This is a genomic window from Streptomyces monticola (assembly GCF_042665355.1).
Lineage (GTDB): Bacteria > Actinomycetota > Actinomycetes > Streptomycetales > Streptomycetaceae > Streptomyces > Streptomyces monticola.
This window is the reverse complement of record NZ_JBHTCF010000014.1, coordinates 78,991-93,142: the sequence shown is the minus strand read 5'-3', so window position 1 is coordinate 93,142 and position 14,152 is coordinate 78,991. Positions and strand designations below refer to the sequence as shown.

Annotated in this window: 10 protein-coding genes; 3 read left to right on the top strand and 7 right to left on the bottom strand. The window is 70.6% G+C overall.

The annotated features are described in order from the left end of the window. The first annotated feature begins 97 nt into the window (after nt 1-97). The 3 genes from ACFQVC_RS28335 (at nt 98) to ACFQVC_RS28325 (ending at nt 5,758) form a co-directional block, all read left to right on the top strand. Nucleotides 98-1,870 (top strand): SpoIIE family protein phosphatase, encoded by a 1,773-nt coding sequence (locus ACFQVC_RS28335; RefSeq protein WP_381835833.1) that lies wholly within the window; start codon nt 98-100, stop codon nt 1,868-1,870. 485 nt (nt 1,871-2,355) lie between these two features. Then, nucleotides 2,356-3,138, top strand: a complete 783-nt coding sequence (locus ACFQVC_RS28330) for an ABC transporter ATP-binding protein (protein ID WP_381835831.1) — start codon at nt 2,356-2,358, stop codon at nt 3,136-3,138. 58 nt (nt 3,139-3,196) lie between these two features. Then, nucleotides 3,197-5,758 carry an ABC transporter permease gene (locus ACFQVC_RS28325; protein ID WP_381835829.1) on the top strand — a complete coding sequence of 854 codons (2,562 nt, stop codon included), beginning with the start codon at nt 3,197-3,199 and terminating at the stop codon, nt 5,756-5,758. 289 nt (nt 5,759-6,047) lie between these two features. On the opposite strand, the gene ACFQVC_RS28320 is transcribed toward ACFQVC_RS28325, so the two are convergent. From ACFQVC_RS28320 to ACFQVC_RS28290, 7 genes are all read right to left on the bottom strand, one after another. Then, nucleotides 6,048-7,196, bottom strand: a complete 1,149-nt coding sequence (locus ACFQVC_RS28320) for an NAD-dependent epimerase/dehydratase family protein (protein ID WP_381835827.1) — start codon at nt 7,194-7,196, stop codon at nt 6,048-6,050. Beyond that, a complete protein-coding gene (locus tag ACFQVC_RS28315) occupies nt 7,193-8,407 on the bottom strand; it encodes a glycosyltransferase family 4 protein (RefSeq protein WP_381835825.1) in 1,215 nt (404 codons plus the stop codon). Before ACFQVC_RS28315 ends, ACFQVC_RS28320 begins: the two co-directional genes overlap by 4 nt. Nucleotides 8,408-8,465: 58 nt before the next feature. After that, nucleotides 8,466-9,569: an endonuclease/exonuclease/phosphatase family protein gene (locus tag ACFQVC_RS28310; protein WP_381835824.1), complete on the bottom strand. Its 1,104-nt coding sequence runs from the start codon at nt 9,567-9,569 to the stop codon at nt 8,466-8,468. Nucleotides 9,570-9,612: 43 nt separating this feature from the next. After that, a complete protein-coding gene (locus ACFQVC_RS28305; protein WP_381835822.1) occupies nt 9,613-10,464 on the bottom strand; it encodes a UbiA prenyltransferase family protein in 852 nt (283 codons plus the stop codon). A gap of 274 nt (nt 10,465-10,738) precedes the next feature. Then, on the bottom strand, nt 10,739-11,716 hold the full coding sequence (locus ACFQVC_RS28300; protein WP_381835820.1) for a lysylphosphatidylglycerol synthase domain-containing protein: 978 nt from the start codon (nt 11,714-11,716) through the stop codon (nt 10,739-10,741). A 475-nt stretch (nt 11,717-12,191) separates the two neighbouring features. Beyond that, nucleotides 12,192-13,220: a ketoacyl-ACP synthase III family protein gene (locus ACFQVC_RS28295; RefSeq protein WP_381835818.1), complete on the bottom strand. Its 1,029-nt coding sequence runs from the start codon at nt 13,218-13,220 to the stop codon at nt 12,192-12,194. 21 nt (nt 13,221-13,241) lie between these two features. Next, on the bottom strand, nt 13,242-14,066 hold the full coding sequence (locus tag ACFQVC_RS28290; RefSeq protein WP_381836081.1) for an SDR family NAD(P)-dependent oxidoreductase: 825 nt from the start codon (nt 14,064-14,066) through the stop codon (nt 13,242-13,244). Nucleotides 14,067-14,152: the final 86 nt, after the last annotated feature.

Sequence of the window (14,152 nt, the reverse complement as noted above, 5' to 3'; positions counted from 1 at the left end):
GATATGCGCGCTGGCGCGGGCCAGCGGATCATGGGAGGGGTGTCCCTGCGGGACGGGCGGGCAGGCGGTGCTGACCCCGCGGAGCAGGAGGTGAGCTGTGGGGCCCGAGGTGTCGGCTTCCCGGTCTCTGTTCTCCGAGCACGCCGAGACACTGCTGGCGGCGGCGGGCGCCGTGGCCACGTCACCGCTGGGCCGTGAGTACCGGGTGCTGAGGCAGATCGTCGAAGGCGCGGCGGCCGGTGTGGCCGTGCTCGACACCCAGCTGCGCTATCTGTACGTCAATCCGCACATGGCCCGGATGAACGGTCTGCCCGTCGAGGCCCACCGGGGCCGCGTGCTGACCGAGATCCTGCCCGGCGTGCACCGCGCCGACGACGTGCTGCGCCAAGTGCTCGCCGACGGCCGGCCGCGCGAACTGGTCGTCCATGGGAGCACCCGGGCCCGTTCCACGTACGGACGTCGGGAGTGGCGTGCCACCTACCATCGCCTCGAGGACGAGCACGGCACCGTCGTGGGGCTCGCCGGGATCGGTCTGGAGATCACCGAGCCGCGTCAGTATCTGCACGAACTCGAGCGCTCGCACCGCCGGATGGCCTTGCTCGACACCGCCGCCACCCGCATCGGCACCACCCTCGACGTCGACGCCACCTGCACCGAGCTGGCCGACTTCGTGGTGCCAGGCCTCGCGGACACGGCATCGGTCGAACTGTTCCTGGAAGACCGGCCGGGAACGCGGCGTCCTGTCCCGCCCGGGGTGATGCGACTGCGCCGGGCCGGCTTCGCCTCCCAGCCCCGGTTGGCCGAATGTCTGCAGGAACTCGGCGAAGCGGGTGGGCTCGTGGAGTACGACCCCGACTCCCCGCTGCGCCGCTGCCTGGAGGAGGGGCAGCCGTGGGTGCACGACCTCACCTCCGACGACCCGGACCTCGTCGCCGCGCACCCCGGGCATCGCTACGCGCGGCGTCTGGCTCTCTACCGCGCCGCCGGCTTCCACTCCGCGCTGCTCGTACCGCTCACCTCCGACTCCCGCACGCTCGGCATCCTGGCGATGGTGCGCTGCGCGCCCTCGCCGCTGTTCGCGAGCGAAGACGTCGCCGTGGCACGCGAGTTGGTCACCCGTGCGGCACGAGCCCTTGGACGGGCAGTGGAGTTCGCCCGCGAACGGACCATGGCGCTGGAGCTGCAGCGCGCCCTGCTGAGCGAACCACCCGTTCCCCACCCCGAGTTGGACACGGCATCGCGCTATCTGCCCGCGCACGACAGTGCCTTGGTGGGCGGCGACTGGTTCGACTCGCTGGCGCTGCCCCAGGGGCGCAATCTGCTGGTCATCGGCGATGTGATGGGCCATGGCGTGGATGCCGCGGTCGCGATGAGCCACTATCGCTCGATGGTACGGGCCATGGCATCGGCTGAACTCCCGCTGAGCGAGGTCCTGCGCCATGCCGACCGTATGGTCGCCGAGTCCGGCTTCGACCGCGTCGCGACTTGTCTGCTGGCTCTGGGCGACCCGCGCACGGGCACCATCACCTACGCCAACGCCGGGCATCTGCCGCCCTGGCGCCTGACGCCCGAGGGACGGAGCGAGATCGTGCCGATTCCCGCCGATCCTCCCCTGGGCACCGGACTCGGCGACTATCACACCCTCACCCGCAGCGGCCTGCCCGGCGGCACCCTGTTCCTCTACACCGACGGTCTGATCGAACGCCGCAGCGACGACATCGACACGTCGCTGGCCCGGCTGACCCGGCTGCGCCTGAACCCGCGCGACGACCTCGAGACCATCCTCGACGCCGTCTTGGACCAGCTCGTCGCAGAGCCCGCCGAGGACGACATCGCCGTGCTCGCGGCCCGCACCCGCACCCGCCCCTGACCCACGACCGCACCGGCCACATCGGCCGTACCGGGGCGCAGTGAGCCTTTTGGTGACCCCCCCAGGCTCCGCTGGGCAGCGCACTGCACAAGCTGAGAGACCTCGACGCGATCATGGTCCTGGCCTCGCTGATCGCACTCGCGGCGGCGGCACTCCTCGCCACCTATGGTCCGGGCTGCTCGCCCGCAGGCTGCGCCGGGTCTCCGCGACGGCGGGACGGGCCTCCGGGACAGCGGGACGGATCTCCGAGCCTGCGGGGCGGATCTCCGCCGGGGACCTCGATGCGCGATCCGGTCCCTGCGCCTGCCGGGCTGACCTCACGTCCCGCCGTACCGCCTGCCGGCCCGGCCCCTCGCCCCGTCGTATCGCCTGCTGCACAACTGCTACAAAGTGACGCGGCCATCGATACGCCGCGGCCCAGGGCCCCGATACATGCTCCGGAGACTCTTCGAGTGCGCCTTTCCGCACCGACGAGGAGCCTTTCAGTGACCACCGACTCCCTTGCCCCGCATGCATCCCGCACGTCGGCCGGTATCGCCGCCGTCGCCACAGATCTGACCAAGATCTACGGCAGCGGTGACGCCCGGGTCGTCGCCCTGGACCAGGTGAGCATCACCTTCCGCGAGGGCGAGTTCACCGCGATCATGGGTCCGTCCGGATGCGGCAAGTCCACCCTGATGCACTGTGCCGCGGGGCTCGACTCGGTCAGCTCGGGCTCGGTGCGTGTGGGCACGACCGAGCTGGGCACGCTGGGCGACCGGCAGCTCACCCGGCTGCGCCGGGACCGGATCGGGTTCGTCTTCCAGGCGTTCAACCTGCTGCCGACGCTGTCGGCCCTGGAGAACATCACGCTGCCGCTGGCCATCGCCGGGCGGCGGCCGGACGCGCAGTGGCTGGAGCGGGTGGTCTCCATGGTCGGGCTCTCCCAGCGCCTCGGGCACCGGCCCGCGCAGCTGTCCGGCGGGCAGCAGCAGCGCGTCGCGGTGGCGCGCGCCCTGGTCTCGCGGCCCGCGATCGTCTTCGCCGACGAGCCCACCGGAAACCTCGACTCCCGCTCGGGGGCCGAAGTCCTGGGCTTCTTGCGGGACTCGGTACGCGAGTTCGGCCAGACCGTCGTGATGGTCACGCACGACCCGGTCGCCGCCGCGTACGCGGACCGCGTGGTCTTCCTGTCCGACGGCCGTCTGGTGGACGAGATGGTGCGGCCCACCGCGGACCGGGTCCTGGACCGGATGAAGGCCTTCGACGGCCGGGCCCACACCAGCTGACCCGGGCCACGTCGGCCCTGCTCCGCCCTGCCCGCGCCAACTCCCCGGAAAGACCGTCATGTTGAAAACTGCCGTGCGCAATATCCTGGCGCACAAGGCCCGTCAGCTCATGACCGTGCTCGCGGTCGCCCTCGGTGTCGCCTTCGTCTGCGGCTCCCTCGTCTTCGCCGACTCCACCGCCGCGGCCCAACGCGCCGCCGCGTCGAAGAACTTCGCCGACATCGCGGTCACCGTCAGCGAGAAGCCGTCCGCGTCCGGCGGCCCCACGGACCCGAAGAAGGGTGTGCTCGACGACGCGCTCGCGCGCAAGCTGGCCGCCGTGCCGGGAGTCGCCTCCGTACGGCCGTCGGCCGACGGCACCGCCGCCCTGAACGCCACGGACGGCAGCCCCCTGCGCGTCGACACGGGCAAGAACCACGCCGCCTCCTACGTGCCGGACACGCACGGCAAGGACAGCCGCTACCCGCTGGTCGTGGGCCGTGCCCCGGAGCACGCCGGTGAACTCGCCGTGGACCGGGCAACCGCCGACGCCGGGCACTTCCGCGTCGGCGACACCATCACGCTGGCCATCGACGGCCCGGTGATGACCAAGCGGCTCGTCGGCATCGTCACCACCAAGGACACCCGGGCCACCACCGGCACCCTCGCCCTGTTCGACAAGGCCACCGCGCAGAAGCTGTTCGCGGCCCCGGGCCACTACAGCGCGATCGACCTGTCCGCCGCACCCGGCACCGACCAGTACGAGCTCGCACGCCGTGTCACCGATGTGCTCCCGGGTGACCGGGCCGAGGCCGTGACAGGCGCCGCCCGAGCGGAGCAGAACGCCGTCTACGTCAACGGCCTGGCCCGGGGTCACGCCAAGATCTCGATGGTCTTCGCCGGAGTCGCGCTGTTCATCGGCTCGTTCCTCATCGTGAACACCTTCACCATGCTCGTGGCGAGACGCTCCCGTGAGATCGCGCTGCTGCGGGCGATCGGCGCCTCGCGCCGCCAGGTGTCACGCTCCATCCTCGTGGAGGCTCTGCTGGTCGGCCTCCTCGCCTCGGCGGCGGGCTTTCTGCTCGGGCTCGGGGTGGCGTCGGTGCTGCCGTCCCTGCTGACTGCGGGTGGCCACGCACTGCCCCATGGCCCCCTGGCGATCGGGCCGCTCCCGGTCGTGGCGGCGCTCGCCGTGGGCGTGGGCGTCACCGTGCTCGCCGCCTGGCTGCCTTCCCGCAGGGCGGCGAAGGTCGCACCGGTCCAGGCGATGCGCACAGCCGCACAACCGCCTCGCAACTCCTCCTCGAAGCTTCGCGCCGTGACGGGCCTCGGTCTGCTCGTCCTCGGCGCCGGGCTGCTGGTCTCGCTCATGGGCGCCGAGAGCGCCACGGACGAGAACCTCCAAACCGCGATGCTGGGCTGCGGTCTGCTCATGGCTGCTCTGATCGTCCTCGCTCCGCTCCTCGCCGTCCCGGCGATCCGGCTGACCGGGCGACTCATGCGGCGCTCAGGGGTCACCGGCCGACTCGCGCGGGAGAACGCCCTGCGCGACCCGCGGCGCACCGGGGCCACCGCCGCCACCCTGCTCGTCAGCACCGCGCTGGTCGCTGGTCTCGCCGTCATCGGCAACTCCACCGCGCAGGCCCTCGACCGTCAGGCCGCGGCCGGGCTCAGCGCCGACTACGTGATCGGCTCCCGCGTCACCACGGGCGCCGGCATCGACCCGGCCTCCGTGCAGCGGGTCGCCGACACCCCCGGCGTGCGCACCGCGAGCCCGGTCACGGACGCCGCCGTGTTCATCGGCGGTGGCGCACGGGAGATCTCCGGCGTGGACTCCGCGACCGTCGACGACGTCATGAAGCTCGACTTCGTCAGCGGCTCCGCAAAGGACATCGGGCCGGGCCGGATCGCCCTCTCCAGCACCGTCGCCCGCGAGCACGGGGTGAGCACGGGCGACCGCATCGACGCCGGGATCGGCCGCAACCGGGACCTCACCCCGTACACCGTCGTGGGCGTCTACAAGGACAACCCCATCGCCCACGACGTACTCGGCGCCCGCAGCGAGGTCGCGAAGGCCAGCTTCCTGCCCGGATCCGTCCAGCGGATCCTCGTCAAGACCGACGACGGCACACCGGCGCAGCGCATCGAGGACGGCCTGCGCAGCGCCACGGGCCACAGCCCGCTGGTCAAGATCCAGGACCGGCAGGCACTCGTCGACGAGGCCGCCGGCGTCATGGGCGACCTGCTGAACGTCATGTACGGACTGCTGGCTGTCGGCGCCCTGATCAGCGCGCTCGGCATCATGAACACCCTCGCCATGTCGGTCGCGGAACGCACCCGTGAGATCGGCGCGCTGCGCGCCCTGGGCATGGACCGCGCGGGCATCCGCCGCATGATCCGCCTGGAGGCAGTGACGGTCGCCGCGTTCGGCACACTTCTGGGCCTGGCGGCAGGGCTGTTCGGCGCCTGGACGGTCGGCGCCCTGGCCAACGGCGCCCTGGAGCAGTACTCCCTGGCGCTGCCCTGGGGAACACTGCTCCTGGTGTGCCTGGCCTCCGTCGGGATCTGCGTCCTCGCGGGTGCCCTCCCGGCCCGCCGGGCCGCTGCCCTCGGTCCGCTGGAGGCCGTCGCGCAGGCCTGATGCCAGGCTGGCGACCCACCGGCCGAGGGTGTCGGATGTCGGCGTCAACGGCTGTGTGGCCGGGGCCAGTTGCCGGGGCCAGGCCACGCAGCCGCCGTTCCGTGCCCGGCGCGTTCGCGCCTGGGGCTGTATCGGCGGGGGAGGCCGATGGTGTCGGTGGGTACTCCGCGCGTCAGGCAGTTTCGCCGGCGGCGCGCAGGCTCGAATGACGCCAACCCGGGCAGTCCACCGGGAGCGCGGAGGTGATCCGGCGCCGATTCCACGCCGGGCGTGCGGGTGTGCGGCGCCGTCAGAAGAACCGCTTGGCCAGTGCCAACGCGCCCTGCTTCCATACGTCGTTGCTCGTCCGGCCCCCACCGGCCCCGCCCGGTCGGGGGCCATGGTGGCGCCCCTGCTCCCGCCACCATGTGTAGGAGTGGAGTATCGCTTCCTGGTTCGACCACTTGGGGCGGAAACCGAGCTGGTCATGCGCCTTGCTGACATCCGCGTACGAGTCCGAGAGCAGCTTGAACAGCAGGCGCCGGTAGACCGGAGACAGGTGGGCCCTGTCCAGGAGCCGCAGCGCGGCCACCGTGGGCCGGGCCGGGAGGGACACGATCCGCTTTCCGTGACCGGCGGCGTCAAGGACGCTCTGGAAGTCCTCGCGCAGGGTGCCGAACTGTTGGGCGCCGATGTTGTAGGTGTCGTTGGCGGCCTCGGGGGCAGCCGCGAGCACCATCGAGACGGCATCGACGAGGTCGTCGAGGGCGAGCATCTGATTGCGGATGTCACCCCCGCCGAGGAGCGGGAAGTTGCGTCCCTCGTCGGCCCACTCGAAGAGCATGGCGAACAGCCCGAGCCGTCCTGGCCCGACGACGGTCTTGGGTCGCAGCACAGGCAGACACATGCCCTGGGCCCGGTAGCGCTCGGCGATCCGCTCCGCAGCCAGTTTCGCGCCGCTGTAGGCGTCCGCGGGCACCCGCGGGTAGTCCTCCGGGGTCGGCACCTTCTTGGGCAGTCCGTACACGGCCGTGGAAGACAGGTGGACCACGCGGGGGACTCCGGCGGTTCGTGCCGCCTCCAGGACGGCTCGGGTTCCGTCCACGACGATGGAGCGGATCTGCGGGCCCGGGTAGGTAGGCAGCGCGGTGGCGCAGTGCACCACTGCGTCCATGTCCGCCATGAAGGGCGTGAGGATGTGCGGGTCCCGGATGTCCCCGGTGAACGATCGCAGGCCCGCAGGGGCGTTGCCGGCCGGCCGGATGTCCGGAGCGGCCGGCCGGATGTCCAGGGCGTTCACCTCATGGCCCGTGGCGAGCAGCCGCCTCACCAGGCGAGAGCCCAGGAAGCCGGCCGCCCCTGTCACCGCTATGCGAGCGGTGTGCGCCGTGACGCCGGCCGTGGATGCGGGCGGTGTGCCGGGCTCGGTCGTTCCGTCCAAGTGGGGGGTGTGCTTCATCGGTTGCTCCTGGTCGAAGGTGTGTTGTGGCACCACGGCCGGCACTGCGGCGTGGCGGCGGACGTGGCGGCTGCGGCAGGGCCGGGTGTCTCTTCGGGCCGCACCAGCGTCTTCTCGTACGCGTCGAGGCAGCCGTCGAGGCCGAACAAGGCGCGGGCGCGGGCCGCGCCCGCCGTGCGCTGGCGCGGGGTGGGGCGGCCCACTTCCGCGATGGCTTCCGCGATGGCGGCCGGGTCGCGCGGAGGGACGAGTCTGCCGAAGCCCGTGGCGGTCACGGGCACGCGGCCACCGGGCACGTCGGAGGTGACTGCCGGAATGCCGCACATCATCGCCTCGGTCTGCGCGATCCCGAAGGACTCGGTGATCGAGGGCAGGGCGAACACGTCGATGGACGCGTAGAAGTCACACATCCGCCGGTGGTCGAGGAGCCCGAGGAGCGCGACACGCGGGTCCCCGGCGATCTCCTTGCGGAGGGCGTCGACATTGCTGCCGCCGGCGACCGTCAGGTAGTCACCGGCGAGGAGCAGCCGGTCGTGCGGGGCCGCCCTGAGCCGGAATGCGCGGACGAGATACTCCAGTCCCTTTTCGGGATGGATGCGGCCCGCGTAGCCGATGTGCAGCCCCGGCCCCTCCCGGTAGCGGGGGCGGCCGCCGCTGCGGTCCCGGCAGGGTGCGGCGATCGGCACGAGGGGCAGCTCGCGCAGGTGGGGCCAGAGCCGCGAGTGACGGGCCTGTTCCAGGCTGTTGACCACCACGGCGGATGACCGTCGCATCGCGGCCGCGGCCGATGCGTCGAGTGCGCGGACGGCCGTGCTTCCGAGCAGGCCGGAACCCGGCAGGAGGTCCGCGTGATGCGTCGTCACCAGGCGTGTGCCCGGGCACAGCCGGGCCAGCAGGCCGGCCTCCAGCATCGGTGTATGCAGGTGCACGGTCCGCGAGTTCCGGGCGAGACGGGCCACGAGGGCGCCGAACGCGGGGCTCACCGGGCCCCTGCTGATCCGCCCGATGACCGGGCTGCGGTAGATGTCGACGCCGCCGTGCCGTTCGCGCCTCGGCAGCGAGCGGTCGTGCCGGCAGGCGACGACGGCGACACGGTGACCGCGTGCCGCGAGCCCCTCGGCTATTTCGCGTGCCGTCTCCGTGAGCCCACTCACGTACGGCAGGTAGTAGTTGAGTACGACGGTGAGGTCGTAGTGCCGATGGACCGGCATCTGTATCGGAACTCCTTGGTCGGGTCGGGTCGGTGATGTGGGCGTGCGGGCGGCGAGGTCAGCCGCCGCCATGGGGAGCCAGGGACACGACTAGGCTCTGCGCCTCGTGATCGGACAGGCCCTGCGCGTCGGTGAAGCGGTAGCGGTGCACGCGCACACCCCCGCCGGTGAAGACCCAGTCGAGGCGCCACAGGCCCGGGATGAGGCCGTCGGTCCTGAACGACGCGGGCAACAGGTCACGTTGGGCCGGTGTGGCGTCGCTCAGCAGCGAGCGGATCTCCCGCAGGTCGCCCGACGCGGGGGTGGAATTGAAGTCCCCGGCGACCAGCGTGGGGCGACGGTTGCGGGTGAGGTCGTGGGTGAGAGCCCGCAGGTGGGCCGCGCGCCGCTGGTGCTGTTCCTGTACCTGCCGATGGAATCCGGCGCTGAGCGGATTGCGGGAGTCGCCGATGGGGGTGTCCCAGTGCAGGTTGTAGACGGACAGTTCCCGGTCGTGGACGCGCAGATCGGTGCGGAGCGCCTTCACGGCCCAGAACTCCGGCCACGGGCTCGGATCCGCGGGCAGGTCCCTGCCCCGCAGCGGGGTGGTGCGGACGATGGGGAAGCGGGACAGGGTGAGGAGTTCGCCCCGCACAGCGATGTGGAATCCGGGGAACTCGCGTCGTACGGCGGCGAGTTGGTCGATTCGCTGTGGTGTCCGTGCGGGCCAGTGCAGATATTCCTGGAGGAGGTACACGTCGGCGCGCTGGGCCCGCAGATAGCGGTACAGCACATCGGGGTCGTCGTCCTGGTCCCAGTACTGGGTGTTCCAGGCGAGCACGCGCATGGCACTGCCTGGCGGCGCGGGTGGCGCCGGTGCGGTCAGGGCGTGCCAGTTCACGCCTGCCTCTGCACTCAGGCCGATGGCCAGGGCCGCCGTGGTGACGAGCGCGGTCCAGCGCCGCGGCCCGGCAGTCCACGGCAGGCCGAGCAGGAGGGCCAGCGGTGCCACCGCGTACAGCAGCGGTGGAACGACATCGGTGACGTTGCCGAGCCAGGTCCGTCCGGTCAGGGCGAGGTGGATCAGGACGAACGCGAGCCAGGTGACTGCCAGTGCGAACCCCACGCGCGGCCGTCGGCGCGGTGCGCCCGGCTCGGAGGCCGGCTCGCGGGGTGCTGCCACGGCCAGCCGTACCTTCCACGGGGTGAGGGAATCCGAGCGCATATCAGGCGATGGTGTGTGTCAGGGCGAGCGCCGTGCCGAACAGGCCTGTCCAGACGGTGAGGTTGGCGAGCGTCGCCCGGTCGCGGAACAGCGTGCTCATGGGGTTTCCGCCACCTCGCTCGACCATGAGGACCTGCAGATATCTGGCCAGGCCGAACAGGACGCACGGCACCGACAGGGTCGCGAGGGCCGTGGCTCCGGAGGCGAGCCTGAGGTCGTGTTCCAGGTACAGCAGATACGACACGGCCGTGAGTGCGGCGGCCAGTACGAGGAGCTGGTCGAGCAGGGGCATCGAGTAACCGGAGAGGCAAGGGCGGTGGTCGGCCCCGCTGACGGCCAGCTCGTGGCGTCGTTTGCCCAGGAGCAGCAGGAGGCAGGCGGTCAGGACACACAACGACAGCCAGGTGGAGGGGTGTTCGCCGATGGCGGTGTAGCCCTGGAAGAGGCGCAGGACGAAGCCGCTCGCGACGAGGAAGGCGTCCAGCAGCGAGATGTGCTTGAGGCCGCGGCTGTAGGCGAGATTGACGCCCATGTAGGCCAGCACGGGCCACCAGCTCGGCAATGGGGCGGTGCTCATGGTTAGGGCCATGAGGAGGGTGAGGACGCCCGCGAGCGTGGCGGCGCCGCGCATCCCGACGGTCCCGGCGGCGATGGGCCGCAGCCGCTTCACCGGGTGCAGCCGATCGCGATGCCGGTCATGGACGTCGTTGAACAGATACACGAGGGCGGCGGCGAGGGTGAACACGACCACGGCGCGGCCGACATCGATGAGCATGCCGGGGCTCCAGGATGCGGAGCCGACCGCGGCCAGGGGGACGGCGATGAGGTTCTTGGGCCACTGGCCGGGACGCATCAACTGCACGTAGGCCCAAAGGTGTGAGCGGCGGGACGGGCGGGTGCGGCCCGCGGGGCGGGGCTCGTCAGGCTGTGGGTGCGGGGGCTTTGACCGGGCGGCGGCCGTCGGAGGGCGGCCCCCGGGCGGCTCTGCTCGCCGCGAAGTTCCTTCCGGAGTTCCTGCTGAGGTTCGTTCTGAAGCTCTCTGCGATGAGGCAGGAGATGACGCGGTCATGACATATCCTTTGTCGGGTGGTCCGGTCGTGCAGCCGTCCGGGTGGGGCGGGCAGTTCCTATGGAGCCGCAGGCGCGCGCGGAGCGTCGGGGCGCGCGACCAGAACTACGACCGCCGTACTGAGCACCTCACTGACGAGGCAGACCAGCCTGCTGACGACGACGGCCGTGGAAGCGGCGGCCAGCGGCATGACCGCGGTCAGCGGCGCGATCAGGACGACCTCGCGTGCTCCCAGTCCGTCGGGCAGCACGAAAGTGAGGCTTCCCAGGGCCGAGGCCAGGGCGAATCCGCTGACACAGGGGAGCAGTGATGGCGCGGGGTCGGCCCCCAGGAGCACGGCGATGGCCCAGAGATGCAGGCCCATCGCCAGCCAGGAGACCACAGCGAGAGCCAGCGACCGGCGCACCGCGGCCGTGGATGCCGGGGTGACCTGAGGCCTGCGAGACAGCCGAAGCGCCACCGTCACAAGCCGGTTGACCCACTGCGGCCGCAGCACGAAAAGGCCGCAAAGAATGAGCGGCAGGAAAGAGAGCAAGGTGGGCAGATGCAAGGCGCCGGGAATCAGGAGCGCCCCGGCCGCGAACCCCGCCGAAATGGTCACGATGATGCTGATGGAATACGCGGCGACGGCACGCTCAGGGCTGACGCCGAGGGGTTTTCCCATACGTATGTGCGCGACCACCCCCCACAGCCTTCCGGGAATCAATTTGCTGATCATGCCGACAAAGTAGAGACGTGCCGTCTGCCGGCCGGTCAACCCGGGACCGGTATCACAGATCAATGCGCGCCATGAATACATGGAAACCGTGAGGCCGGCCGTATAGGCCACCACCGAAAGCGCGAGCGCGGGCCAGGTCGCCGGGGTTTGCAATCTGGCCAACTGAGCGGCGCTCAGTCCGCCGAACGCGCTGGCCAAAGCCACGCAGACGGCGATCGACAAGAGGGTGAGCGCAAGCGCTCGCACCGCCTTCGTCATGCGCGTCGAGCCGTCATCACCGCCCAAGAGCCGGCTGTCGACCCCATTTCCCTTGCGCACAGCACTATCTGTGCCCATGGTCCCCCCGTAATGTCATGAGGCTGCCTGCCGGTCTGAAACATTAACCCGGCAGGGCCCGCCCGATTGTTGCGGGACGCTCAATGTGTGGATCCTTGCACAGGGATCAGTACGACAGAAAGCGTATCCGAGGGTCCCGAACGATTTTGGTGGGTCGGGGGCTGAACTGGTGTTTCTTGGAGGGGCGGCAAGGGATTCTCAAGTGCGATTCAAGGGGCGGGCAGGGAAGTGCGCACGCCGTATCACAGGGGTGCTGAAGCGTATTGGCCGAACGCGCAGAAAAGAGGAATGAGCGGATCCGCCATAGGGCCGTGCAGGAACGCGAAAAGGTGCAGGTGTGATGTACACGGACCCTGCTGTCGGCTATTTCGGGGGAATCGGGAATGAGTGAAGCGGCCGGCGAGAACGAGTACGTCCTCCCCGGCCGCTTCTGGGCGGTACGGCGGCGCCTGCGGGGCTACCGAGGCGGGTTGCGCCGCACGCAGACGCAGGACCAGCTGAACCCGGCACCGGCGCTCAGCATCACGGCGATGCCACCGGGCTCCAGATGATCGTCCGTCAGCAACTCGGCCACGTTCGCGGCCAGATCGCCGCACCCCAGATGCCCCGTCCTGCTGCCGTACGGAACGAATCTGCACTGCGGCAGCTCGACGAGCACCGGCGTGTAGGCATCCGCCAGCAGCTTCTGGCTCAGTCGTGGCAAGGTGACGATCCGCAGCCGCGGATCGTCAGGTGTCGCTCCGGCCTCCACGATCGCCTGCCGCAGCACACGCCGCATCGACGCCAATGAGATCCGGGCGAACTCCGCCATGCCCTCACGCTGCAGCCAACGCGACTTGGCCTTGTGCGTGGACATCGGATCACCGGCTTCGAACGGCACATCCGTAAAGGGCCGGCCGCAGCGATGCATCTCCTCCAGAGCTGGCACCGAAGCCGTACACAAAGAGAGCAACTCCAGCTCCCCGGCCTCACCGTCGAGCAGCAGAGCCGTCGCCCCGTCACCCAGCACAGTGGTGGTGTCGCTGCGCCAGCGGTTGATGGCGGGCGCGGGGAACCGGTCCGCGGTCGTGACCAAGGCGCGTCCCACCGAGGGATCGGCGAGCATCCGGCATGCCGCGGCCGACAGCCCGGCCACCGAGCCGTTGCACAGCTGCTGCACCACCACGGCCTCCGCCTCCTCGGCCCCGCAGTGTCGCGCGACATAGTGCGCGGGAGACCAGAAGTCCTGCCCCTGGTGGCCCACATGGCCGTGCACGACCAGGCGCACGCTCCGCGCCGCAACCCCGCCCTTCTCCAGCGCCGTGAGGCCCGCGTCGACCGCCATCTCCGGCGCGGACAGCTTGCTCACACCGACCGACTCGAAGCCGTGCACCTCCCGTACGTCCGGTTCGGCGACCCCTTCCGCCACCGCCTGCTCCGCCGTGCAGACATCCGGCGGCAGGTGCAGTGCCCAGCCGCGGATGTGAACTCCTCCGTGGAACTTCATCCCGGCCCCCGTCCTCAGCTCTCAACTGCCCTGGATGACACGGGCCATGGCCGCGTCGCCGGACGTGAGACCGCCGTCCACGGTCAGTACCGTGCCCGTCGTCCACCGGGAACTGTTCGAGGCGAGGAAGCACACCGCCGCGGCGATGTCGTCGGGTTCCCCGATACGCCCGAGCGGATACCAGGCGGTGAGCGCGTCGAGGGTTTGCGGGTCGGCACGCATCTGCTCGTCCCACGCCGCGGTGCGCACCGTGCCCGGCGAGATGGCATTGACCCGAACCCCCGCCGGCCCGTACTGCGTTGCCAGGCTCCTGGTCAGCGAGATCAGGGCGGCCTTCGCCGCGCTGTAGGACGGGTGGCCGTAGAAGGCCACCGCGTTCACCGAGACGATGTTCACGATGGCCCCACCACCCCGCTCGGTCATCCCGGGGAGAGCAGCTCTGGCACAGCGAACGGCACCTTTGAGGATGACGTCGTAATCCCGGTCCCAGAGGTCGAGCGGAGCCTCGTGGAACGGTGCCGGAATGCCATTGGCGACGATCGCGTTGTTGACGAGCACATCGATCGGCCCGAGGGCCTCCTCGACCTGCCGGAAGGCACCCTCTACCGAGGCGGAGTCCGTCACATCCAGACGGAACGCCCTCGCCGTGCCACCTTCTGAACGGATCGCGGCGACCACCTCCTCGGCCTCCGCCTCCCGGATATCGGTGACCGCCACCGCGGCCTCGCAGCAGGCCAGTTGACGGGCTATCACCCGGCCGACGCCACCGGCTGCGCCGGTGACCAGTGCGACGCTTCCCGAGAGATCGAATCTGTCCCGGGCAGCGGAACGTGCATGCGGAAACACTCTTTCCAGCCTCCATGTCTGTCTCGGTTGCTCTGGTACGGGCGGCACGCGAAGTACGCGACGCACGTCGACCCGCGCCGTGGTAC